Below are 24826 nucleotides of genomic sequence, written 5' to 3'. Positions count from 1 at the left end.
GAACTTAAAAAATTAAGTGTAAGGGCTCTCTTTTTTTGGTAAAATTTGGTATAATAAGAAGAATGTAAAGTTGGAAATGAAGATTTCCATGTGCTGTGAGTATCAAAGAGGGACTGAAAGAAAGAGTAGAGCTTGACTCCGCTTTTATCATAGCTCTTTTTTGAATAATAACAGCTTAGAAAGAAGGATCTCAAAATGGGAAAATTAGAAGTTATTACACATCCACTGATTCAACACAAATTGTCTATTCTCCGCCGCACGGATACCTCTACGAAGGCCTTTCGTGAATTGGTAGATGAAATTGCTATGTTGATGGGCTACGAAGTGTTGCGTGAATTGCCTCTTGAAGATGTTGAAATTGAAACTCCTATTACTAAAACCGTTCAAAAGCAAATCGCAGGGAAGAAATTGGCTATTGTCCCAATTCTTCGTGCAGGGATTGGGATGGTCGATGGTCTCTTGAGTTTGGTACCAGCTGCTAAGGTTGGCCATATCGGGATGTACCGTGATGAAGAAACCTTGAAACCAGTTGAATACTTGGTGAAATTGCCAGAAGATATTGATCAACGTCGTATCTTTGTAGTAGACCCGATGCTTGCTACGGGTGGATCCGCTATTCTAGCGATTGATTCCTTGAAAAAACGTGGCGCTAGCCATATCAAATTTGTCTGCCTAGTATCAGCGCCAGAAGGGGTGAAAGCTCTTCAAGAAGCTCACCCAGATGTTGATATCTTTACAGCAGCCCTCGATGATCATTTGAATGAACATGGCTACATTGTTCCTGGTCTTGGAGATGCAGGTGACCGTTTATTCGGTACCAAATAAGAAACCATTCATGATTCGTCCGAAAGGTGCTTAAGATTTGACCTTTTTTGACCATTGGTTTATAATAGCACATATACTTTGAACCTCACGAATTGTGAGAATGAATGGATACTAAAGGAGAAGAATAGATGATTCCAGTAGTTATTGAACAAACCAGTCGTGGAGAACGTTCTTACGATATTTATTCCCGTCTGTTGAAAGATCGAATTATCATGGTAACAGGACCAGTTGAGGACCAAATGGCTAACTCCATTATCGCTCAATTGCTCTTCTTGGATGCCCAAGATAATACAAAAGATATCTATATGTATATCAATACACCAGGTGGCTCTGTCTCGGCAGGTCTAGCCATTGTAGATACCATGAACTTTATCAAGTCAGATGTCCAAACCATTGTCATGGGGATGGCAGCTTCTATGGGAACAATTATCGCTTCAAGCGGCGCGAAGGGCAAACGCTTCATGTTGCCAAACGCCGAGTACATGATTCACCAACCAATGGGTGGTACTGGTGGTGGTACCCAACAAACCGATATGGCGATCGCAGCAGAACACTTGCTCAAAACACGGAACAACTTGGAAAAAATCCTTGCGGAAAATTCAGGTCAATCCATTGAAAAAGTGCATGCTGATGCGGAACGTGACAATTGGATGAGCGCGCAAGAAACACTTGAATATGGCTTTATTGATGAAATCATGGCCAATAATAAATTGGACTAAACCATCCTATGGGAAGGTCCGTCAAGAGGCTGGGACAAAAGTCCTAGCCTCTCAATTATTTTTGGATTGTCGAGCAAAACGCAGTGGTTGAGTGGGCTCTACTACGTTGATTTCATCAGCTTTTACAGCCATACTCAACTGTGCGGAGGTGGGACGACGAAATCGAATTCTAACGAATTACCGATTTCTGTCCCACTCTCTTTTTTTGCTCTCATAAAAGAGTAGTTCTTTTTCTTGAAATTTGATATACTAGTAACAGAACGAGAAAGGGATTGACCATGTTTGAAAAACAAGAAAGAACAGGCTTGATTGTAAAATTGTATTACAATCGAGATGGGAAAAAATTACAATCAGTCGGAGATGTCTTGTACCATTCTAAGAAATGTCGTTATGTCCAATTGTATGTGGACAGTGACAAGGCTGATCAAGTCATGGAAGACTTAAAGAAAGAACGTTATGTCAAAAAGGTCTTGCCTTGCCATCTCAAAGATTTAGATACAGATTTTGTAGGAAGTTTACAACGATTGGAGACCCCATCTGTGGTCACAGAAGGTTAGAAAACGCAATCATTTGATGGATTGCGTTTTTTTTATTGACAATTGTCAGATAATTCGGTATATTCTTAATGTATTTAATTTAAGATTCATTTAAGGAGATCATTACAAATGAAGAAAAAATTTGCTCTTTCATTTTTAACCATTGCAAGTGTCGCTCTTCTTGCTGCTTGTGGTGAAGTTTCTACTTCAGGTTCAAACACAACTGGTAACGAAATCGGCAAAGAATTAAAAGTCGGTTTTAACTTTGAAAAAACTGGTGAAGTAGCAGCCTACGGTAGCGCTGAACAAAAAGGTGCTCAATTGGCCGTTGATGAAATCAACGCTAAGGGTGGAGCTGACGGTAAGAAGATTGTTGTCACAGATAAAGATAACAAATCTGAAACAGCTGAAGCAGCTACAGTCACTACAAACCTTGTCACTCAATCAAAAGTGAACGCTCTTGTAGGACCTGCAACTTCAGGTGCTACTGCAGCAGCGGTTGCCAATGCTGGTAAAGCAGGTGTTCCATTGGTTACACCATCTGCAACTCAAGATGATTTGACAAAAGGTCAAGATTACCTCTTCCGTGCTACCTTCATCGATAGCTTCCAAGGACAAATCATTGCTAAATACACAACGGATAACTTGAAAGCGAAGAAAGTCGTTCTTTACTACGATAACTCATCTGACTATGCTAAAGGGATTGCTGAAGCCTTCAAGAAATCTTACAAAGGTGAAATCGTAGCAACAGAAACCTTCCAATCTAAGGATACAGACTTCCAAGCTGCCCTTACAAAAATCAAAGATAAAGACTTCGATGCGATTGTTCTTCCAGGTTACTACACAGAAACTGGTAAGATCGTAAACCAAGCGCGTGGTATGGGAATCAAACAACCAATCATTGGTGGGGATGGATTTAGCGATGCTAAATTCGTTGAACAAGCAACACCTGCTGCAGCTACAGACATCTACTACGTAGCTGGATTCTCTACTGAAGGTGAAATGACTGATAAAGCCAAGAAATTCGTAGAAGCATACAAAGCGAAATACAATGAAGAACCTTCAATGTTCGCAGCTTTGGCTTATGATTCAGTTTACATGGTTGCCGAAGCATCTAAAGGTGCTAAGAACTCTGTCGAATTGAAAGATAACCTTGCGAAGTTGAAAGACTTGGAAGGTGTGACTGGTACAATGTCAATTGACAAGAACCACAACCCGGTTAAATCAGCTCTTATGATTGGCTTGAAAGATGGTAAAGTCAAATCTGTTGAGTCTGTTAAACCATAATTATCATTTGTTGTTTGTACAAGAGGCTGGGAGAATGAAAATTCCTGGCCTCGCTCTTTATTGTTAGAAAGGATGGTTCAAATGCTCCAGCAATTAGTGAACGGTCTAATCTTGGGAAGTGTCTATGCACTCTTGGCCCTTGGTTATACCATGGTGTATGGAATTATCAAATTGATCAACTTTGCCCATGGGGATATCTACATGGTAGGTGCCTTTATGGGATATTTCTTATTGAACTCATGGAAAGTGAACTTCTTTGTCGCCTTGCTCCTAGCCATGGTTGGGACAGCTATTTTAGGGGTTGTAATTGAATACCTGGCTTATCGTCCGCTTCGTCATTCGACTCGGATTGCAGCCTTGATCACAGCCATCGGGGTTTCCTTCTTGCTCGAATATGGGATGGTCTTCTTCGTCGGTGCCAACACCCGTTCCTTCCCGCAAGTGATTAAAACGGTTCGTTACAACTTCGGTCCTATTTCAATCTCCAATATTCAGTTGATGATCTTGGGAGTGTCTGTTTTCTTGATGGTCGCTCTTCAATTTATTATTCAAAAAACAAAGATGGGGAAAGCCATGCGGGCTGTATCTGTGGATAGTGATGCCGCTCAATTGATGGGGATTAACGTAAACCGTACGATCAGCTTTACCTTTGCTTTGGGATCAGCCTTGGCAGGTGCTGGTGGTGTCTTGATTGGTTTGTATTACAACTCGATCGAGCCTTTGATGGGGATGACACCAGGGATCAAAGCCTTTGTCGCAGCCGTTCTTGGAGGAATCGGAATCATTCCAGGTGCTGCCCTAGGTGGATTTGTTATTGGTTTGTTGGAAACCTTCGCTACAGCGATCGGTCTTTCAGACTTCCGTGATGCCATTGTGTATGCCATCTTGATTGTGATCTTGCTCATCCGTCCAGCAGGTATCCTCGGTAAAAATGTGAAAGAGAAGGTGTAAGCCATGAAACAAAATTTAAAAGTGAATTTAGTCTGGCTTGGTCTTTTGGTCGCAGGTTTTGCCTTGATCCAAGTCTTGGTTGCAGCGGGTGTGCTCAACCTCTTCTATATCCAAATTTTAGAACAAATTGGAATTAATATTATCCTTGCAGTTGGCTTGAACCTCATTGTTGGTTTCTCAGGTCAATTCTCACTCGGGCATGCCGGATTTATGGCGATTGGTGCCTATTCTGCAGCCATTCTCGGTTCCAAATCACCAACCTATGGGGCTTTCTTTGGCGCGATGGTTTTAGGTGCTTTGATTGCTGGTGTCGTTGCCTTGATCGTTGGGGTTCCAACCCTTCGTTTGAAAGGGGACTACCTCGCGATTGCGACACTTGGGGTTTCTGAAATCATCCGGATCTTGATCGTCAATGGGGGTACCCTCACCAATGGTGCTGCTGGGATCCTTGGTTTGCCAGCCTTTACAACTTGGCAATTGGTTTACCTCTTTGTTGTCATTACAACGATCTTTACGATTAACTTCTTACGTAGTCCAATTGGACGCTCTACCCTTTCTGTTCGTGAAGATGAAATCGCAGCAGAATCTGTTGGGATCAATACGACCAAAGTCAAAGTCATCGCCTTTGTATTTGGTGCGATCACAGCGGCGATTGCTGGATCTCTCCAAGCCGGCTTTATCGGCTCTGTTGTTCCTAAAGATTACTCTTTCACCAATACCATTAATGTCTTGATCATTGTCGTGTTTGGTGGTTTGGGATCAATGTCCGGAACAGTTGTGGCAGCCATCGTCTTGGGGATCTTGAACATGGTGCTTCAAGACTTCTCAAGTGTACGTATGATCATTTACTCATTGGCTTTGATTCTCGTAATGATCTTCCGTCCAGGTGGTCTTCTTGGAACATGGGAATTCAGCTTGAAAAAACTACTTTCAAAAAAGGAGGCTAACTAATGGCACTTCTTGAAGTAAAAAATTTAACAAAAAACTTTGGTGGTTTGACAGCCGTTGGGGATGTGACCATGGAACTCAATGAAGGGGAATTGGTTGGATTGATCGGACCCAACGGTGCCGGTAAAACAACCCTCTTCAACCTCCTAACAGGGGTATATGAACCAAGTGAAGGGACCATTACCTTAGATGGTCAGTTGCTAAATGGTAAAGCACCATATAAAATCGCTGCAGGTGGTCTGGGACGGACTTTCCAAAATATTCGTCTCTTTAAAGATTTAAGCGTTTTGGACAATGTCTTGATTGCCTTTGCCAATCACCACAAACCACATGTCTTTGCGAGTCTTTTCCGCTTGCCAAGCTATTACAAGAATGAAGAAGCTTTGAAAGCGAAAGCCCTTGAATTGTTAGCGATTTTTGGTTTGGAAAAAGAAGCAGATACCTTGGCCAAAAACTTAGCTTACGGACAACAACGTCACTTGGAGATCGTTCGTGCCCTTGCTACAGAGCCAAAAATCCTCTTCTTGGATGAACCTGCTGCAGGGATGAACCCTCAAGAAACAGCAGAATTGACCCAATTGATCCGTCGCATTCAAAAAGAATTTAATATTACGATCATGCTGATCGAGCACGATATGAGCTTGGTTATGGAAGTAACAGAACGGATTTATGTATTGGAATATGGTCGCTTGATTGCCCATGGTACGCCAGATGAAATCAAGACCAACAAACGCGTAATCGAAGCATATCTAGGAGGTGAAGCCTAATGTCTATGTTAAAAGTTGAAAATCTTTCTGTACACTATGGCATGATCCAGGCTGTCCGTGATGTCAGTTTCGAGGTGAATGAAGGGGAAGTTGTTTCTCTTATCGGTGCTAACGGTGCTGGGAAAACATCTATTCTTCGTACGATTTCAGGTTTGGTGCGTCCAAGTGCTGGGAAAATCGAGTTTTTAGGTCAGGAGATTCAAAAGGTTCCGGCTCAAAAGATTGTAGCAGCAGGACTCTCTCAAGTTCCAGAAGGCCGCCACGTCTTTCCAGGCTTAACTGTTATGGAAAACTTGGAGATGGGAGCTTTCTTGAAGAAAGATCGAGAAGAAAATCAAGCTAACTTGAAGAAAGTCTTCTCCCGTTTCCCACGTTTGGAAGAACGGAAGAACCAAGATGCAGCAACTCTATCTGGTGGGGAACAACAAATGCTTGCAATGGGTCGTGCACTTATGTCAACGCCAAAACTCTTGCTTTTGGATGAACCTTCTATGGGATTGGCCCCAATCTTTATCCAAGAAATCTTTGATATCATCCAAGATATCCAAAAACAAGGGACAACTGTTCTCTTGATCGAGCAAAATGCCAACAAGGCTCTTGCCATCGCAGACCGCGGTTATGTTTTGGAAACAGGGAAAGTCGTTCTTACCGGAACAGGAAAAGAACTCTTAGCCTCAGAAGAAGTCCGCAAGGCCTACCTTGGTGGATAAGATTTCTAAAGTTCACTAGAATATTAAAAAGAAAGGTCCTGAAGACCTTTCTTTTTTCATCCCTCTTGTTTGATTTTTCTAAATTTTGAAAACAAGAGAAAACTGCTGAAAGCGTTTGAAATCATTCTTAAAATCAAGTATAATAAAACTAATAAAAGCATAGGAGAACTTGTTATGGCTGTTAAAGATTTTATGACACGTAAAGTGGTTTACATTAGTCCAGATACTACAATTGCCCACGCGGCAGATTTGATGCGCGAACAAGGTTTGCACCGTTTGCCAGTCATTGAAAACGATAAATTGGTTGGTTTGGTGACAGAAGGTACGATTGCAGAAGCAAGTCCATCTAAAGCAACAAGCTTGTCTATTTTCGAGATGAACTATCTGTTGAACAAGACCAAGGTCAAAGATGTCATGCTTCGCAATGTCATTACCGTCTCTAAATTTGCGAGCTTAGAAGATGCGACCTACCTCATGTATAAGAACAAGGTGGGAATCCTTCCAGTCGTGGACAATGATCAAGTATCTGGTGTCATCACAGACCGTGATATTTTCCGTGCCTTCCTTGAAGTATCCGGTTATGGAGAAGAAGGAGTTCGTGTTCGCTTTGTGACAGAAGATAAGGTTGGCGTTCTCGAACAAATCATTCACTTGATTGTAGAAGAAGGGTATAACATCGCCAATACAGTCAATATCCCAACAAAAGACGATCGTGTGGTTATCGAAGTTCAAATTGATGGGGTGACAGATCTAGAAGGGATCCGTAGTAAATTTGAAGCCAACGGTTTGAAAGTCGATGAAATCACTCGAACAACCGCAAAAGCTATTTAATAAAAAATCAGGCTGGATGACAATCCAGTCTGATTTTTGTATAAAGTAACTTAATAAATTCTGTAAAAATAATTAAGATTTTATTAATTATGACGTGTATTCTAAGATTTTCCGCCGTGAGAAAAGAGCATGAAACATACTTGTTTCATGCTCTCGGAATTTTTGAGAGTAAAACAGTTTGGGGAACTGTTTTAGCCTGAGCTTAGAAATTAAAAAGCGAAGGGGCTCAAAACTAATTGAATACGGGCCGCGGATTGTATCTTGATTTAGTCATGGAACTTCCTGGATTGCTGAAATCATCCACTGGATAATTTCACCTGACGTCCGTACTCACCTAAGGAAAATCGTAAATAGAAAAACAAAGCTAGATGAGAATCTAGCCTTATTTTTTCTATTAACGGTTAATGGGTTGTTTTTCTTTATCTAAAGTAAAGCCTTCGCCGAGAATTTCATGGGCTTCTGAAATGGTGATAAAGGCGAATGGATCGATCTGATTGATGATGTCTTTCATTTGTTTCATCTCATTCCGTGAAACGACACAGTAGACGATATCCAGGTCCTTACGGCTGTAATAGCCCATCCCGCGGATAAAGGTAATCCCGCGACCCAGATCATCAGATACCTTTTTGGCAATTTCTTCTGGTTTGGATGTAACGATAAGGAAGCCTTTTCCAGCAAAACCACCTTCTCCAATCAAGTCGATCACAAGGGTGTCAATCAGGATAAAGAAGAGGGTGTACATAGCGGTACGGACATCTTGGAAGACAACGACAACAGTTATCAGAACAATGGCATCTACAATCAACATGAGTTTTCCCATACTGAGGGAAGTGTATTTGTTAAAGATGCGAGCGAGGATATCTGTTCCTCCAGTGGTTCCTCCAGCATTGAAGATGATCCCTAGCCCCAAACCAAGCACAACCCCTGAAGCGATACAGGCAAGCAGAATATCTCCTTTAAAGGCTGTAAAGATAAAGTGATGGTAGTGGTGGCTGAGGGGCATGGCTTCAAAAATTGCCATCCATGCTGAAACCGAGAAAGTCCCCAGTAAGCTCAGATAAAGAGATTTCTTGCCCAGCAGTTTCCAAGCTAGAATGAAGAGAGGGATATTGATCAGCAAGTTCATCAGGGATACGGGGACTTTTAAGAGGTAATAGGTGATCAAGGTAATCCCTGTTGCTCCTCCTTCATAGAAGTGAAAGGGAATGACCAAAAAATAGATCCCAAACGAAAAAATGCCGGCCCCCAAGATGATAGCCAGAATATCTTTAAATTTAAACATGATAGGTTGTCTCCTAAAACTTTATAAGAACATTGTAACAAAAAAGTGAAAAAATGAAAATGACTTTGAAAAATTTTCTCTCCTAAAATACAAGATTTTTACCCTTATTTTTGGTAAAATAAAAAGAAGAAAAACAGAAAGAGGATACTATGGTAAACGGTACATTAATTTCATTTGAAGGTCCAGAAGGAGCGGGAAAATCATCGGTCCTAGAAGCCATTTTGCCTCTACTTGAAGAAAAAGGAATTCCTTTTATTACAACCCGTGAACCAGGTGGTGTCGACATTGCCGAAAAGATCCGCCAAGTCATTTTGGATCCAGACCATACTAGTATGGATGCCAAGACCGAGTTGTTGCTCTATATTGCTAGTCGCCGGCAGCATTTGGTGGAACGTGTCTTGCCAGCCCTTGCCGCTGGAAGGGTTGTCTTGATGGACCGCTTTATTGACAGCTCGGTGGCTTATCAAGGGTATGGTCGCGGTCTGAGTGTGGAAGACATCGAGTGGCTCAATCAATTCGCGACAGATGGTCTTAAGCCAGACCTCACCCTTTACTTTGATCTGGATGTCGAAGAAGGGCTCGCACGAATTGCGAAAAACCAAGAGCGGGAAGTCAATCGTTTGGATATGGAAGGATTGGAGCTTCACCAAAAAGTCAGACAAGGTTATTTGGCCTTGTATGAAAAGGAACCAGAGCGCATCGTGAAAATCGATGCCAGTCAATCTTTTGAAGCAGTCTTTACGGATGTCTTGACTGTTTTAGAAAATCGCTTGGGGACATTGAAATGAATCTAGAAGAGATCCAACAGCTCCAGCCAGAATTGGTGGAGCGCTTCACCCAGATCCTAGAACACAAACAGCTCAGTCATGCTTATCTCTTTACAGGTTCTTTTGCCAGTTTTGAGATGGCCCTCTTGCTAGCTCAAAGTCAGTTTTGCGAAGATTTGCAGGGAGTCTGGCCTTGTGGCAAATGCAGGTCCTGTCGCTTGATTGCTGAAGAAGAATTCTCAGATGTGAAGATCGTGCGTCCAGTCAACCAGATCATAAAGACCGATCGTATTCGCTCGCTCGTTCAAGACTTTTCTCAATCCGGATTTGAAGGAAGTCGGCAGGTCTTTATCGTCCAAGATGCGGACAAGATGCACACAAATGCAGCGAATTCTCTCTTAAAGGTTATGGAAGAGCCCCAGAGTGAGATCTATCTCTTCTTGTTGACATCCGATGAAAACTTGATTTTACCGACCATCAAGAGTAGGGCCCAGCAGGTCCATTTTCCCAAAAAGCAAGCCTACCTAACTGAATTGCTAGAAAAAGAAGGTTTGATCAAATCACAGGCGAATTTAGTAGCTCGTTTTAGTTTTAGTCTCGAAGAGGCAGAGCAGCAAAAAAAGAATGCTACTTTTTTTGAGTTGGCGAAAGTTTGTAATCAGTTCATCGAACGTTGTCACTCCAATTTGAATAGCGCCTATTTGGAAGTGACCCGATTGGTGAGCTTAGCAGATGATAAGGAAAAACAAAGCCAGGCTTTTCGTTTGATGGAGTTGGCTTTAGAAGAGCAGTTGCGCTTGAGTAGATCCCAGAAGCTGCTGGAAAAATTGAGTCTTGCTCGCACCATGTGGAAGGCCAATGTTTCTTTTCAAAATGCTCTAGAATATATGGTTTTGAGCTTAGAAAGTTAAGGAGTCAGAATGAACAAAAAAGAATTATTTGATGCTTTAGACGGCTTTTCTCAGAATTTGTTGGTCACCTTGGCTGAAGTCGAAGCCATCAAGAAAAATTTGAAACAAGTCATCGAAGAAAATACAGCTCTTCGCTTAGAAAATGATAAATTGAGAGAGCGTTTGGGGGAAGTTGAGAAGACCGCATCCGCAAAGTCACAACACCATGGCCGTGAAAATTTGCAACGGATTTACAACGACGGCTTTCATATTTGCACCTATTCCTACGGTCAACGCCGTGAGAACGATGAAGAGTGTATGTTTTGTGACGAGTTGTTATTTAGGGAGTAAGCATGCAGATCCAACGAAGTTTTAAAGGGGAAAAGAAAACAGGGGTCCTTTACCTAGTCCCAACACCGATCGGCAATCGTGAAGATATGAGTTACCGCATGGTCCAGACCTTAAAGGATGTGGACTTGATCGCAGCTGAGGATACCAGAAATACAGGTCTCTTGCTCAAGCATTTTGAGATTAGGACTCCCCAGACTAGCTTTCATGAACATAATGCCCAGGAGAAAATTCCAGATCTGATCGCCCATTTAGAATCTGGAAAAGATTTGGCGCAGGTCTCAGATGCAGGACTCCCTAGTATCTCTGACCCTGGTCATGATTTGGTCAAGGCAGCGATTGAACGCGAGATTCCTGTCGTAGCTGTTCCTGGTCCAAGTGCAGGTATTACTGGCTTGATTGCCAGTGGCCTAGCACCTCAACCTCATGTTTTTTACGGATTTCTGCCTCGCAAAGAGGGGCAACAAAAGGCCTTTTTCCAAGAAAAAGTGGCTTATCCGGAGACACAGATCTTTTATGAGTCGCCCCATCGGGTGAAAGCGACCTTAGAGAATATGTTGGCTGTCTATGGGGATCGTCCGGTTGTCTTGGTTCGTGAATTGACCAAGATCTACGAAGAATATACTCGCGGCAGCATTTCAGAGTTAGTCGCATTTCTTGAAGAAAATCCCCTCAAAGGGGAGTGCCTCTTGATCGTAGAAGGAGCCAAAGAAGAAGAGTTAGACCTAGAAGAGGTTGACTTGATCCAAGAGATCGATACCTTGGTCCAAGAGGGCATGAAGAAAAATCAAGCAATCAAACAGGTCGCTAAACAATACGGCCTGCAAAAGAGTGAGCTTTATGCTCGTTACCATCAAGAGTAGGAAAGGTTGGAAGCAGGATGGAAATTAGAATGGCTTATCCAAATGAGATCCAGCGAATTATGGAAATCATCCAAGATGCTAAGGAAAGTCTGGCTCAAAGACAGGTCGATCAGTGGCAGGATGGTTATCCAGATGAAGAGATCATTTTTGAGGATATTCTAGAAAGTCGTGGTTATGTAGCCGTTGAAGATCAGGAAATCGTCGCATATGCTGCCGTCCACAAGGGAAATGAAGCGGCCTATAATGAGATTTACGATGGCAAGTGGGAGCATGACAACTATATGTATGTTACCTTTCATCGTGTCGCTGTAGCTAAAGAAGCTGCTGGCAAAGGGGTGGCTCAGACCTTCCTTCAAGGTTTAATTGAAGGAGAAAAAGGGCCTGATTTCCGTTGCGATACGCACCCGGATAATCTGGTCATGCAACATTTGCTTGAAAAATTGGGCTACCATTATTGTGGGAAGGTCCCTATTGATGGCGTCCGCCTGGCTTATCAAAAGATCAAACGAAAAGCAGAAACTAGTCTATTCCAAGTGGTCTCAGAAGAGGACCGCTGGGACCAAAGAGCGGAAGCAGCCTACAATGACTCTCTATCTTAAACAATTTTATGAAAGCCCTATGGGGCTTCTTTCGATCGTTGTCAGTGAAGAAGGCCTTGTTGAGCTTGATTTTTATGATCCGAAAGAGGAGGCGCCTGATCCCTATGGGGCGCTGGAACAGGTCCATCCCTACCATGAGAAGGTGAAGGAGTGGTTGGACCACTATTTTGCTGGGGATCCAATCGCTATCAGCTTTCCATTAGCACCGCAAGGGACAGCCTTTCAAGAGCGGGTGTGGCGGTTATTGCGAGAGATCCCATATGGTGAGACCAAGACCTATGGCCAGCTTGCCCAGGATCTTTCTTGTGGTTCAGCCCAAGCCGTAGGACAGGCTGTCGGACGCAATCCCTTGACGATCTTAGTCCCTTGTCACCGTGTGATGGGAAAAGATGGACAACTGACGGGCTATGCGTCTGGACTCGATCGCAAACGCTGGCTCTTACAACACGAAGGAATTACCTGGAAGGAGAAATAAAAGCGATGTATACCTTTATTGAATACCCAAAATGTTCGACTTGTCGAAAGGCTAAATCAGAATTGGACGGTCTCCAATGTGAGTTTCAAAGCCAAAACATCGTCACAGAAACACCAACTAGCCAAGAATTGCAAGACTGGATGGCAGCTTCTGGCCTACCGATCAAGTCTTTCTTCAATACTAGCGGGATGAAATACCGAGAACTCGGTTTGAAAGATAAGGTGGATCAACTGACAGTGAAAGAAGCGGCGGATCTCCTTGCTTCAGACGGTATGCTGATCAAGCGACCTCTCCTTGTCAAAGATGGAAAAGTTGTTCAAGTGGGCTACCGAAAACCATACGCAGACTTAGGTTTGTAAAAGAAAAGGGAGTTGGACTCCCTTTTCATTTTGCAGTGAAGATGATATAATCATACGAGTGAAATCAATGAAAGAGAGTCAAGCATGAGTATTTTAGAAGTGAAAAATTTGAGTCACGGCTTTGGGGATCGTGCGATTTTTGAGGATGTGTCTTTCCGTTTGCTAAAGGGAGAGCATATTGGTCTTGTCGGGGCCAATGGTGAGGGAAAATCGACCTTCATGAGCATCGTGACTGGTAAGATGCAACCTGACGAAGGCAAGGTGGAGTGGTCTAAGTATGTGACGGCAGGTTACCTGGATCAGCATTCGGTCTTAGAAGAAGGACAAACAGTTCGCGATGTTTTACGGACCGCTTTTGATGAGTTGTTCACAGCTGAAGCTCGCATCAATGACCTCTATATGGCCATGGCGGAAGAGGGAGCCGATGTCGATGCTCTGATGGAAGAAGTAGGAGAACTCCAAGAGCGTCTAGAAAGTCGTGATTTTTATACCTTGGATGCCAAGATCGATGAAGTGGCGCGTGCTCTTGGGGTTATGGACTTTGGCATGGACACGGATGTGACCTCCTTGTCAGGTGGGCAGCGGACCAAGGTCCTTTTGGCTAAATTGCTCCTTGAAAAACCAGATATCCTTCTCTTGGACGAGCCGACCAACTACTTGGATGCAGAGCACATCGATTGGCTCAAACGCTATTTGCAGAATTATGAAAATGCCTTTGTCCTCATTTCCCACGACATTCCTTTCTTGAATGATGTGATCAATATCGTCTACCATGTGGAAAATCAGCAGTTAACCCGCTATTCAGGAGACTACTACCAATTCCTTGAAGTCTATGAAATGAAGAAATCGCAATTGGAAGCGGCTTATGAGCGCCAGCAAAAAGAGATTGCTGATTTGAAGGATTTCGTAGCCCGCAATAAGGCGCGTGTGGCTACACGGAATATGGCCATGTCTCGTCAGAAGAAGCTGGACAAAATGGAACTCATTGAGTTGCAAAGCGAGAAACCAAAACCCTCCTTTGAATTTAAAAACGCCCGGACTCCTGGACGCTTTATCTTCCAAGCCAAAGATCTTCAGATTGGCTATGACCGTCCTTTAACCAAGCCTTTGAACCTAACCTTTGAACGCAATCAAAAGGTGGCCATCATCGGGGCCAACGGGATCGGAAAAACCACTCTCTTGAAGAGCTTGTTAGGAATCATCCCACCAATCGCTGGAGAAGTCGAGCGGGGAGATTACCTAGAGCTTGGTTACTTCGAGCAAGAGGTCGAAGGTGGCAATCGCCAGACACCGCTTGAAGCAGTTTGGAATGCCTTTCCGGCTCTCAACCAAGCAGAAGTCCGTGCAGCTCTTGCCCGCTGTGGCTTGACCACCAAGCATATCGAGAGCCAAATTCAGGTGTTATCCGGTGGGGAGCAAGCCAAGGTACGCTTCTGTCTCTTGATGAATCGTGAAAACAATGTCTTGGTACTAGACGAGCCGACCAACCACTTGGATGTGGATGCCAAAGATGAATTGAAACGGGCTCTGAAAGAATACAAGGGATCGATTCTCATGGTTTGCCACGAGCCAGACTTCTATGAAGGCTGGATGGACCAAATCTGGGACTTTAATGAATTGACTTAAAGACAAAAAGAGAAACTTGTCTCGCTTTTTAGAATGAAGAAATTTTGTTGTTTACATAAGGCGGCACAAGTAATTCAAAAAATCTAAATGATTCTATTTTTAAATTTAGTCAAGTAATGACCGAAACATTCCGCAGTGAGAAAAGTGCCTGAAACAGATTTGTTTCAGGCACACGGAATTATTGAGACCTTAGGCTCAATAATTAGTCATGGAACTTCGCAGAAGTTCGCTGACGTCCGTACTCACCTAAGGAAAGTTTCTAAGAAAAATTTACATTTGATAGAAAAAGAGAACCGTTTGGTTCTCTTTTCATTATTTCTTGAAATCATAGTCTTTTAAGATTTCAATTTTTTCAATCTTGATATCTGTTTTTGGTTTGTCCTTATCATCAGTTTCAGCAGAGGCGATTTTATCGACCACATCCATGCCATCGATCACTTGGCCAAAGACAGTGTAGTTACCACCATCGAGGGTTGGATTTCCACCATTTTTATAAGCGTCGATGATCTTAGCTGGGAAGCGGTCAGTTGGGAGCTTGCTAGAAATCTCTTCCTTATTTTGGTTAATATAGAATTGACTACCATTGGTATTTGGACCAGAATTGGCCATGGCAAGGGCTCCACGAAGGTTGTAAAGGTATGGAGAATACTCATTCTCAAAACCAGTACCTGAATCTTTGGATTTGTCTTTGCCCTTCCAGATGGATTCGCCACCAGTACCATCTCCCTTAGGATCCCCAGTTTGGATCATAAAGTTGTTAATGACACGGTGGAAAAGTAAGCCATTGTAGTAGCCTTCTTTTGCGTGGGTCAAGAAGTTTTCAACTGCAAGTGGGGCATATTTAGGGAAGAGCTTCACAGTGATGTCGCCTTCAGTTGTCGTGATTTTAACCTCTGCTTCGTCTTCAGCCACTTCATTTGAGAGCTGTGGGAAGACAGCATTTTCATTGGTCATGGCATCGTTAAAATCTTTGCGCAGTTGTTCTAATTTCTTTTGTTCTTCTTCAATTTTCTTTTGATCTTTTTCACTAGAGCTAGAAGTTGCTGTCTGCTCTGTCTTTTCTTTGCTTGAACTTGAAGAGTTAGCGTCAGTCTTATTGGACGAACAAGCTGTCAAAGCCAAGCCGGAAAATAATAGTAGTGCGATTAATTTTTTCATATTCTTCCTTTCCAACATAGTTGTCTTTCTCTATTGTACCTTAATTTTGCGATACTTTCAAATTTAGACGGGATTCTCTATTTTCTGAGGTTGTTTCAAGATTGATAACATTTGATAAATCACTAATTAAGAAGGAGTTTGCATATAGATAGATAATTCGGTATGATGGAAAGTGATTTTAGAGTTGTGAAATAGATTTTTTAAAGAGGAAGAATGTCATAAATGAAACAACTACGTAAATTTTATATTTACTCGAGAAGTTCACTGTATTTTTTGATCTTTTTAGTAGTGTCGATGCTCATCGCGATCATCCAATTACTGATTGAAGATGATTTTTTTGAAAACCTAACAGCCTTATTGGCTGCTTGTTTTCTTCTAGTGACAGTTGGCTGGATTGCTTTTTCATCGATGGGAAGAATAGAGATTAGGAACTCAGAAATAGTGGTCGATCGCAATTTCAAGCGCTATCGCCTAGACCCATTCACCATTGTGGTCCGTTTGGGAGAAAAGAATACGTCTCGAGGGATCACCAATTATCCAATTTATGTGGAAGGAAACGTCATAGGGCACGGGACTTCTGATCGTTCAGTTACACTTAAATTCCTCGGCACCAAACGAAAAAATAAGGAATTACTGAAGTATTATCAAGAGCATCTTCAAGCTCAGGTAGAAGCAAATAAAGCTCTTGAGCAGGAAACTACGTAAGTGGATTTTGAACAGATTGTGTTAGCGATCGAAGGATCGACAACAATTCCCTTTACGCGATTTGGTCGAATTCGGAGCAGATCAAGGGAATCTCAAAAAAACAGTATTTTATCATCCTAAAGAAAATAAACTATATGTCGGAAAAAGTGTTCCATTTCCCATTATCTTTACCCCGAGTGGTGTCCTTTTTTATGGCATTTATCTGTTAACGGATCGAGTATCCTTTCATGGACTCATTCCACTAGTGCTATCGTTTGGATTGATGCTTGTCATCGCAATATGGCAATTGAAACACAGAAGGCAGAAGTATACAGTGAATGTCATTCCTTACGAAATGCCTGAGCATTATTTTCAAGTACAGAAGTCAAATGGAATGAAAACCTATTTGCTAATTCTTGTTTTTGGACTCATCACCTTAGGATTATCCATCTTATATCTTACCTTCGGAAGCTTTCTGTTATTGTTTATAAGTTTTTTGATGTGGTATCTCTTTGTTGTATTAACATTATCTGGCCAATTCAAGAAAACACGCTATTTAAAAATTTTGGAAAAGAAATAGTTTCCTTAATTCTTTAGCATTCGTCATCCTCAAAGGGTGACTTCTTTTTTGACTAAATCACTAATTAAGAAGGAATTTGCGTATAGATGGAAAATTCGGTATGATGGGAGGTATGTTAATTTGTTTGAAAATGAACGAATTCTCTCAAAAACCGTATCATGAATAGGAGGCTACAAATTGGATTATAAAACTCTACGCAAAAACTATAGACTCTATATTAGATCTGCAGGCTTGTTAGCAATGCTTCTGATCTTTTGCATTGGATTAGTGGTCAGGGATACTCTTCTTCAGACTGCTGGCGTTTTATTGGTTATTGCATGCTTGATTTTATTCATCCAATTGCTCAAGAAAAGCTACACCAACAAGTGCAACACCTTGCTCCATGTAGACTTAGATTTAGCTTTTTGGCAGCAATACCTTCAGTTGAACAAGAATGTGAAAAAAGCTATTTCACAGATAGATATTAAGCTAACATCGGTCGCCTATTCTTTTATGATGGGAGATTTTGATATTGTCATAAAGGAAGCTAGGGAAGCACTCAGTCAGAAGGATTGTCCGCAGAAATATAAGAACTTTTTTGAGAGTTATCTTATTCGTTCGATCGTGCTGACAAATCCTGATTTGACTAGAGAAGAGCTAGAGGCTCAGTTTAATGAATTGACTATCACAGACCCGACACTGGCTGAGAAAACAAGAAAGGTCTGTCTTGCCCTTTATGATTTAACCATTGCGCACCAAAGTAATGACTATTTCGAAGATTTAAGCAATGATTTCAAGTACCAGCAGTTGGAAATTATCTACTACCAAGCCTTGAATGCTACTCTTAAAGGCGATCAGCACAGAGCCAATGATCTCTTTCGCAAGTTAGTCTCAGAAGATGAGTCGCTCTATATCGTTCGAAAGGCTAAGCAATACTTGAAGGATGAAGGCAGTCATCTGTAAATCCTCCAATCAAAATAGAGATTAATTGAAAGAGCCTGAACAAACACAAGGAGTTATTAAAAAATGGATAAGAATTTTAAGGAGATGTCGTTTGATGAATTGAAATGTTACCGCAGAGAAGGTTTATGGAGATCTTTGGGCTTATTACTGGTCATTATTTTGGTGATTACGGGCATGGTCCTGATGGAAGTGAACCATGTTTCTCCATCGAAGCAGAATCGTTTTCGAGTTATTGGCTTGACAACGGTCATTGCGCTCTTTGGCTACCTGATGCCTCTGATGGCAGCTAATCGTGTCATGCGAGACCACCCGGATTGGGTCAAGAAATCGGGGATTCGAGCGAAAATTCCCTTACCGATGGCTTGGCATGTCAAGAGACTTTGCGTCATTGGAGCGAGTTTATTGGTAATTGGAGTAGGATTTGCTTCGCTATACAAACCACAAGTCCAACAGACAAATTTACAAGATCAAATTGATATGATTCAAACGGATCATGACTTAGAAAGCGAACAAAAAGTCGACCAAGTTCTAGATACTATCTCACCGAATGATAAAAAATCTGAGTAAGATCCATTTTCATTAGGAATCTCGACATCAGGAAGCTTTCTTGATCGACGGTTTCTTTTTATTTTGTTATGATACAATCAATGATAGATAGAAGTGACTTATGACGACTATTGCAGATGTAATGGAAAAATTTTACGCTGATCACGAGGTGAAACCCTTTATTTCGCCTGAGAGGGATTTAGAAGCTTGGTTGTTAGATCCAAAACCTGTTTCCAAACGAAATATGGAGCTCCTTCGAGATGGCTTGCTTGCAGGGGATATCATTCTCTTGTGGCGGATCCATTTTGGAACGTTTACGACAGAGACTTGGTTTCCCAAGTATTTTGAATACAGCTATGGGATTCATGCTTCGGAACACTTGAAGGCTTTGGTGGAGAAGGGCTATACTTTTATTGAATCCGCTTTTGATTCGCTGGACCACATCAATGCGACCATGAAAAAAGCCATTCTCAAAAAGAAGGGAGTCGCGGGTTTGTCTAAGATGAAAGCAGCTGATTTGAACCAAGCTTTGGCTGCCCATTTTACGGAGGAAGAACTGGCGGAGCAGTTCGCAATTCGGGGTTATCAGTTGACGGACAAAGGAAAGCAAGCACTGAAAGACTATCAAGCCATCATTGACCGCCACCCCAAGAAAAACATCTAAAACAGTACCCACTCGGTGCTGTTTTTTACTTTATGCTGCAAAATTGAGGAAATGATTTTACTAGAGAACTGGCTTGGAAATGTGATATAATAAAGGTTATGGCAAACAATAATCAATCAAAAAAAACACGGTCGACGAGACGACTGTCCAAAGCAGAATTAGAAAGAAAAAAAGCAATTCATCGCATGATTGCGACCATTCTGATCAGTCTGGTTTTAGTCTTTGCGGCTTTGAAATTGGGGGCAGTAGGGGTCTTGGCCTACAACTTGATCCGACTCTTTGTTGGGAGTTTGGCTTACTTGGCTATTTTAGCGACCTTTTTCTACCTTTATGCCTTTAAATGGCTGGATAAACACGAAGGGGTGATTTCAGGATTCCTAAGCTTCTTTGTTGGGGTTCTTTTGATGTTTCAGGCCTTCTTTGTATCCTCCCTTCATTTAGACAATAATGGAATCAAGGTCACTTTTTCAAGAATCATGGCAGACTTGATTCATCTACGAGTGGAGAGTTTTGCCGGTGGTGGTATGATCGGTGCCCTTCTTTATGCTCCGATTTCCTTCCTGTTTTCAAATATTGGCTCTTATTTTATCGGTCTTCTCTTTATCGGATTGGGGATCCTCTTGATGAGCCCTTACTCCATCTATGATTTGTTTGAAAAGGGGTCCGAAGCCTTCCACGCTTCTATGGAAAAACGCAAAGAGCGTCGCGAGCAGAAATTCCTTGAAAAGGAAGCAAGAGTTGCCGAGGAAGCTGCTGCAGCTGAAAGAGAGCAAGAAGAAGCAAGAGCTGTTCTTCCAACTCCCCTTTCTATGGAAGGGCACCCTGTAGATCCTGAAACGGGAGAGGTGTTGGCGGAAGAGCCGTTTACAGAGTCCTTCCCAGAAGCTGAGATTGTTGCACCAGCAACACCAGAAATCTACCCGCCAGATGAAGAATGGCCGGAAGAGCCTGAAGCATACGAAGAGCTTCCGGTAGCCGAAGAATTCGAGGACGATGGGGAAGAAGTTCAAGTGGACTTCACGCCTAAGGAACTCCTTCAGTACAAACTTCCAACGATTGATCTCTTTGCGCCTGATAAGCCCAAAAATCAATCCAAAGAGAAAAACATCGTTCGTCAGAACATCCGCATTTTGGAAGAAACCTTTGCAAGCTTTAACATCAAGGCGACAGTGGAGCGGGCGGAAATTGGTCCATCTGTTACCAAGTATGAGGTCAAGCCGGCTGTCGGTGTGCGGGTCAACCGCATTTCGAACCTAGCAGATGATTTGGCCTTGGCACTAGCAGCCAAGGATGTGCGAATTGAAGCACCGATTCCAGGGAAGTCTCTGGTCGGGATTGAAGTGCCTAATTCAGAGATTGCGACCGTTTCCTTCCGTGAATTGTGGGAGCAGTCCAAGACAGACCCAGCTAAACTCCTTGAGATTCCTCTTGGGAAGGCCGTAGATGGTTCAGCTCGGACTTTTGATTTGGCTCGGATGCCCCACCTCTTGGTAGCGGGTTCTACTGGATCTGGTAAGTCAGTAGCGGTCAATGGAATTATTTCGAGTATTTTGATGAAGGCTCGTCCGGACGAAGTCAAGTTTATGATGGTCGATCCAAAGATGGTGGAGCTTTCTGTCTACAATGATATTCCTCACCTCTTGATTCCAGTGGTGACCAACCCACGCAAGGCTAGTCGGGCCCTGCAAAAGGTCGTTGATGAGATGGAAAATCGCTATGAGCTCTTTTCGAAAGTGGGTGCTCGTAATATTGCTGGCTTTAATGCCAAGGTGGCTGAGTACAATGCCCAGTCTGAGATGAAGCAAGTGCCCCTTCCTTTGATCGTGGTCATTGTCGATGAGTTGGCAGACTTGATGATGGTGGCAAGTAAAGAAGTGGAAGATGCCATTATTCGCCTGGGACAGAAGGCGCGTGCAGCAGGGATCCACATGATTCTCGCGACCCAACGGCCATCGGTTGACGTTATCTCAGGTTTGATCAAGGCCAATGTGCCTTCCCGTGTTGCTTTTGCGGTATCATCTGGGACCGACTCACGGACCATCTTGGATGAAAATGGCGCAGAGAAATTACTCGGTCGCGGAGACATGCTCTTTAAACCGATTGATGAAAATCATCCAATCCGTCTACAAGGATCCTTTATCTCAGATGACGATGTGGAGCGGATTGTCAACTTTGTCAAAGAGCAGGCAGAAGCTGATTATGATGATGCCTTTGATCCAGGAGAAGTATCGGAGTCAGACTTTGATGGAGGCATGGGTAGCTCAGACGAAGGCGATCCTCTCTTTGAAGAGGCCAAAGCGCTCGTCATCGAGACCCAAAAAGCCAGTGCTTCCATGATCCAGCGCCGCTTATCGGTTGGTTTTAACCGGGCGACTCGCCTCATGGAAGAGTTGGAAGCAGCGGGTGTGATTGGACCAGCTGAAGGAACCAAGCCTCGAAAAGTATTGCAACAATCATAAGGATAGGGAAAAAGGGCATATGTCCCGCTCCCTTTTCTTTTTATAGAAAATAGAAAGTAGGACCAGATGAAGTTAGACACGATTCATCATATTGCCATCATTGGACGGGATCGCGATGCTATGTTGCATTTCTATGTGGACCAGTTGGGCTTTGCGATTGATAGTGAATATGATCGCCCCGAGCGAGGCGATATCTTGATCAATCTCCGTCAGGGGCAATTGATTTTAGAACTCTTTATCAAACCGACAGCTCCAGAACGGCCTAAGCTTCCTTTGCCAGAACATGCGGGACTGCGTCATCTGGCCTTTAAAGTAGAAGATGTAGAGGCCTATCTAGCTAGATTGGATCAGCTATGCATTGAGAATACAGGCCTTCGCTACGATGACTTTGATGGCAAGAAAATGGCATTTTTCTTCGATCCAGAAGGATTGCCTTTGGAAATACATGAGTGAGGAAAGCAATGAATAAATTAGAAGGACTCAGTCAGGAAGAAGTAGCAAAAAAGATCCAAGAGGGCAAGCAAAATAAGGTCACGATCAAAACAGAAAAAAGTATAGGGCAGATTATTCGAGACAATGTCTTTACCTACTTTAATCTGATCTTCCTGGTTTTGGCGGTCTTGCTTGTTGCAGTGAAGTCTTGGAACAATCTCTTGTTTGTCCCGATTGTCGTGGTCAACTCCCTGGTAGGAATTGTGCAGGAAGTCCGCTCTCGACGGATCTTGCGTCAGATGCAATTTCTACATATGAGTGAGGCGATCGTTCTTCGTGAAGGAAAAGAAGTCGCTCTACCTATCGATCAGCTGGTGGAGGGCGATCTAGTTCGCTTTCAAGCTGGAGACCAGATCTATGCGGATGGGGTCTTGCTGGATGGCGAGCTAAAAGTCGATGAGTCGCAATTGACCGGTGAAGCCGATGAGGTCAAAAAAGGAGCACAAGACGCACTCATGTCAGGTAGTTTTGTGATCGCTGGTCAAGGTTTAGCGAGACTGGAAAAAGTTGGGAACGACTCCTACATCAACCAACTGAGCCTGGAAGCCAAGCAGGTCAAGTCTCATGAGGAGTCTGACATGGTTCATGCGGTCAATCGCATTGTGGGGATCATTGGTCTTCTTATCATTCCGCTAGGCTCGCTCCTTTTTCTTCGTAGCTATATCAGTCTAGGCGATAGCCTCAAGCTCAGTGTGACTTCAACAGTCGGGGCCTTGATCGGGATGATTCCAGAAGGCTTGTATCTCTTGATGACCTTGGCACTGGCTCTGGGTGCTGTCAGATTAGCCAAGGAAAAGGTCCTGCTCAATAGCATGAAGGGGATTGAGACCTTATCGCGCGTGGATAGCCTTTGTGTCGATAAGACAGGGACCATTACAGAGCCGGGTATGGAAGTAACAGAGATTCGTCCAGCTAAAGACCCTCAAGACTTGGAAGCTCTAGCTCAGTATGTAGGAGCTAGTATGGATCAAAATGACACCATGGATGCCATCCGTAAATTCCACAAGACTCCAGTCAGCCAGCCTTGGAAGGCCCTTGAAATACAGCCCTTTACGTCTAAGAAAAAGTATGGAGCCATTGCCTTTAAATCTGGGATCTATGTATTAGGTGCACCAGAATTTGTTTTACGAGAGAGCTTCTCTGAGCTTGAAAAAGAGATCGCCCCTGCTACCCAGGCAGGCAATCGGGTCTTGGTCTTTGGAAAATATAAGGGAGCACACCTTGGAGAGACGTTAGAGGCTCCTGTAGATTTGCTAGCCTGGATTATCCTCTCCAATCCTTTGAGAAAAAATGCTAAAGAAACCTTCGCCTACTTTAAAGAACAAGGTGTAACCATTAAGGTCATTTCAGGGGACAACCCAGCTACCGTCTCTGCTATTGCACAAAAAGCAGGGATTGAAGGAGCAGAAGACTTGATCGATGCCAGAACCTTGCAGACAGAAGAAGACTTGCACCGAGCGGCAAGCCAATATACGGTCTTTGGTCGGGTGACCCCAGAGCAAAAGAAAAGCCTTGTAGAAGGCTTGCAGGCAAAAGGACACAAGGTCGCTATGACCGGAGACGGGGTCAACGATATTTTGGCCTTGAAAACAGCGGATTGTAGTATTGCGATGGAATCTGGCAATGATGCGACCAAAAAGATGGCGCAAGTGGTCTTACTGGATTCCGACTTTGGGAAGATGCCGTCTATCGTGGCAGAAGGTCGGCGGGTGGTCAATAATATTCAACGATCAGCTAGTCTCTTTTTGATCAAGAATATCTTTTCTATTTTGTTAGCCATCTCAGTGACGCTCTTAGCCTTTACCTATCCTATCATGCCGTCGCAGATGTCCTTGATCAGTGGCTTTACGATCGGGATTCCAGGATTCTTCCTAGCGCTTGAGCCCAATAGCGAGCGCATCAAAGGACGCTTTATTGAAACGGTCTTTAAAAATGCGCTACCTGCTGCCTTGACGGATTTTATACTGATCTTTAGTCTGGTTTTGCTCTCTTCAGCATTTGGCATGAAGTCGGAAGAGCTCTCGACTGCAGCCATCTGCTTGATGGCCTTCGTCGGCTTTACCATCATCTATCAAGAATCCCAGCCTCTCAATCACTACAAGAGACTGGTTCTTTTAGGAAATATCCTAGCTTTTCTGGTTTCAAGTAGTATCCTAGGGAAATTCTTTAACATGAGTCCTTTGAGGCTTCAAACGCTACTTATCTGCGCCATCATGGCAGTTCTTGCTCTCGTCTTGATTCAACTCTTCAAGAAGTTAGTGGGCTGGTTCTTTCATCGGAAGAAATAAAAGAAAAGGCAACAAAGATAGAGTTGCCTCAGATTGAAGAAAAAGATAATTTGAAAACTTTCCTTAGGTGAGTACGGACGTCAGCGAACTTCTAGGAAGTTCCATGACTTAGTTTTGAACCTAAAGTTTCAAAACTCCCGAGTGCTAGAAACAATCGTGTTTCTAGCACTTTTCTCACGGCGGAAAGTTTCAGTAAATATTTGGAGAATTTAAAATTAAAATGATTTCAG

At 43.0% G+C, this 24826-nt stretch carries 26 protein-coding genes; 24 read left to right on the top strand and 2 right to left on the bottom strand.

Features of this window, described 5'->3' with window-relative positions; genetic code table 11:
- The first annotated feature begins 195 nt into the window (after positions 1-195).
- The 9 genes from upp to WKT08_RS02930 all read left to right on the top strand — a co-directional run bounded on the left by upp (position 196) and on the right by WKT08_RS02930 (position 7574).
- Complete coding sequence (gene upp, locus WKT08_RS02970; RefSeq protein WP_003005574.1) at positions 196-825, top strand: uracil phosphoribosyltransferase; 630 nt, start codon at positions 196-198, stop codon at positions 823-825.
- A 128-nt stretch (positions 826-953) separates the two neighbouring features.
- Positions 954-1544: an ATP-dependent Clp protease proteolytic subunit gene (locus WKT08_RS02965; RefSeq protein ID WP_003008286.1), complete on the top strand. Its 591-nt coding sequence runs from the start codon at positions 954-956 to the stop codon at positions 1542-1544.
- A 278-nt stretch (positions 1545-1822) separates the two neighbouring features.
- Positions 1823-2101 carry a DUF2129 domain-containing protein gene (locus tag WKT08_RS02960; protein ID WP_003013098.1) on the top strand — a complete coding sequence of 93 codons (279 nt, stop codon included), beginning with the start codon at positions 1823-1825 and terminating at the stop codon, positions 2099-2101.
- A 108-nt stretch (positions 2102-2209) separates the two neighbouring features.
- Entirely contained in the window at positions 2210-3367 is a 1158-nt protein-coding gene (locus tag WKT08_RS02955; RefSeq protein ID WP_003008282.1) for an ABC transporter substrate-binding protein, read from the top strand.
- Positions 3368-3448: 81 nt separating this feature from the next.
- A complete protein-coding gene (locus WKT08_RS02950) occupies positions 3449-4318 on the top strand; it encodes a branched-chain amino acid ABC transporter permease (protein WP_021153669.1) in 870 nt (289 codons plus the stop codon).
- Positions 4319-4321: 3 nt separating this feature from the next.
- Positions 4322-5269 (top strand): branched-chain amino acid ABC transporter permease, encoded by a 948-nt coding sequence (locus tag WKT08_RS02945; protein WP_003008278.1) that lies wholly within the window; start codon positions 4322-4324, stop codon positions 5267-5269.
- Positions 5269-6033, top strand: coding sequence for an ABC transporter ATP-binding protein (locus WKT08_RS02940; protein ID WP_003005595.1), 765 nt, complete (start codon positions 5269-5271; stop codon positions 6031-6033). Before WKT08_RS02945 ends, WKT08_RS02940 begins: the two co-directional genes overlap by 1 nt.
- Positions 6033-6743 carry an ABC transporter ATP-binding protein gene (locus tag WKT08_RS02935; RefSeq protein ID WP_003005434.1) on the top strand — a complete coding sequence of 237 codons (711 nt, stop codon included), beginning with the start codon at positions 6033-6035 and terminating at the stop codon, positions 6741-6743. The genes WKT08_RS02940 and WKT08_RS02935 overlap by 1 nt, the downstream gene beginning before the upstream one ends.
- 174 nt (positions 6744-6917) lie before the next feature.
- Positions 6918-7574: a CBS domain-containing protein gene (locus WKT08_RS02930; protein WP_049506476.1), complete on the top strand. Its 657-nt coding sequence runs from the start codon at positions 6918-6920 to the stop codon at positions 7572-7574.
- Between the two features lie 394 nt (positions 7575-7968).
- On the opposite strand, the gene WKT08_RS02925 is transcribed toward WKT08_RS02930, so the two are convergent.
- Positions 7969-8856 (bottom strand): YitT family protein, encoded by an 888-nt coding sequence (locus tag WKT08_RS02925; RefSeq protein WP_340279884.1) that lies wholly within the window; start codon positions 8854-8856, stop codon positions 7969-7971.
- Between the two features lie 149 nt (positions 8857-9005).
- On the opposite strand from WKT08_RS02925, the gene tmk reads away from it, so the two are divergent.
- The 8 genes from tmk to WKT08_RS02885 all read left to right on the top strand — a co-directional run bounded on the left by tmk (position 9006) and on the right by WKT08_RS02885 (position 14783).
- Entirely contained in the window at positions 9006-9644 is a 639-nt protein-coding gene (gene tmk / locus WKT08_RS02920) for a dTMP kinase (RefSeq protein WP_340279882.1), read from the top strand.
- Positions 9641-10534, top strand: a complete 894-nt coding sequence (locus tag WKT08_RS02915; RefSeq protein WP_340279880.1) for a DNA polymerase III subunit delta' — start codon at positions 9641-9643, stop codon at positions 10532-10534. The genes tmk and WKT08_RS02915 overlap by 4 nt, the downstream gene beginning before the upstream one ends.
- Before the next feature lie 9 nt (positions 10535-10543).
- Positions 10544-10864, top strand: coding sequence for a DNA replication initiation control protein YabA (gene yabA / locus WKT08_RS02910; RefSeq protein ID WP_014713697.1), 321 nt, complete (start codon positions 10544-10546; stop codon positions 10862-10864).
- 2 nt (positions 10865-10866) lie between these two features.
- Positions 10867-11724, top strand: a complete 858-nt coding sequence (rsmI, locus tag WKT08_RS02905; protein WP_340279878.1) for a 16S rRNA (cytidine(1402)-2'-O)-methyltransferase — start codon at positions 10867-10869, stop codon at positions 11722-11724.
- 17 nt (positions 11725-11741) lie between these two features.
- A complete protein-coding gene (locus WKT08_RS02900) occupies positions 11742-12323 on the top strand; it encodes a GNAT family N-acetyltransferase (RefSeq protein ID WP_223345223.1) in 582 nt (193 codons plus the stop codon).
- Positions 12307-12798, top strand: coding sequence for a methylated-DNA--[protein]-cysteine S-methyltransferase (locus WKT08_RS02895; RefSeq protein ID WP_340279874.1), 492 nt, complete (start codon positions 12307-12309; stop codon positions 12796-12798). Before WKT08_RS02900 ends, WKT08_RS02895 begins: the two co-directional genes overlap by 17 nt.
- Positions 12799-12803: 5 nt before the next feature.
- Complete coding sequence (locus WKT08_RS02890) at positions 12804-13157, top strand: arsenate reductase family protein (protein ID WP_003013024.1); 354 nt, start codon at positions 12804-12806, stop codon at positions 13155-13157.
- An 84-nt stretch (positions 13158-13241) separates the two neighbouring features.
- Positions 13242-14783: an ABC-F family ATP-binding cassette domain-containing protein gene (locus WKT08_RS02885; RefSeq protein WP_049488524.1), complete on the top strand. Its 1542-nt coding sequence runs from the start codon at positions 13242-13244 to the stop codon at positions 14781-14783.
- Between the two features lie 312 nt (positions 14784-15095).
- Here WKT08_RS02885 and WKT08_RS02880 read toward each other — a convergent pair whose 3' ends face one another.
- Complete coding sequence (locus WKT08_RS02880; protein WP_340279870.1) at positions 15096-15941, bottom strand: peptidylprolyl isomerase; 846 nt, start codon at positions 15939-15941, stop codon at positions 15096-15098.
- Between the two features lie 222 nt (positions 15942-16163).
- On the opposite strand from WKT08_RS02880, the gene WKT08_RS02875 reads away from it, so the two are divergent.
- From WKT08_RS02875 to WKT08_RS02845, 7 genes are all read left to right on the top strand, one after another.
- On the top strand, positions 16164-16646 hold the full coding sequence (locus tag WKT08_RS02875; RefSeq protein ID WP_340279868.1) for a hypothetical protein: 483 nt from the start codon (positions 16164-16166) through the stop codon (positions 16644-16646).
- A gap of 736 nt (positions 16647-17382) precedes the next feature.
- On the top strand, positions 17383-18147 hold the full coding sequence (locus tag WKT08_RS02870) for a hypothetical protein (protein WP_049472080.1): 765 nt from the start codon (positions 17383-17385) through the stop codon (positions 18145-18147).
- A gap of 63 nt (positions 18148-18210) precedes the next feature.
- Entirely contained in the window at positions 18211-18714 is a 504-nt protein-coding gene (locus tag WKT08_RS02865) for a hypothetical protein (RefSeq protein ID WP_340279864.1), read from the top strand.
- A gap of 100 nt (positions 18715-18814) precedes the next feature.
- Positions 18815-19357, top strand: a complete 543-nt coding sequence (locus WKT08_RS02860) for a hypothetical protein (RefSeq protein ID WP_340279862.1) — start codon at positions 18815-18817, stop codon at positions 19355-19357.
- 98 nt (positions 19358-19455) lie between these two features.
- Positions 19456-21816: a DNA translocase FtsK gene (locus tag WKT08_RS02855; protein ID WP_340279860.1), complete on the top strand. Its 2361-nt coding sequence runs from the start codon at positions 19456-19458 to the stop codon at positions 21814-21816.
- 66 nt (positions 21817-21882) lie between these two features.
- Positions 21883-22269, top strand: coding sequence for an SMU1112c/YaeR family gloxylase I-like metalloprotein (gene gloA2, locus WKT08_RS02850; RefSeq protein ID WP_049491192.1), 387 nt, complete (start codon positions 21883-21885; stop codon positions 22267-22269).
- 8 nt (positions 22270-22277) lie between these two features.
- On the top strand, positions 22278-24596 hold the full coding sequence (locus WKT08_RS02845) for an HAD-IC family P-type ATPase (protein WP_340279855.1): 2319 nt from the start codon (positions 22278-22280) through the stop codon (positions 24594-24596).
- Positions 24597-24826 lie beyond the last annotated feature (230 nt).

The organism is Streptococcus sp. HCA-5024 (assembly GCF_037890265.1).
In the GTDB taxonomy this organism is placed as follows: Bacteria; Bacillota; Bacilli; order Lactobacillales; family Streptococcaceae; genus Streptococcus; species Streptococcus lingualis.
This window is presented reverse-complemented; position numbering and strand designations above follow the sequence as displayed.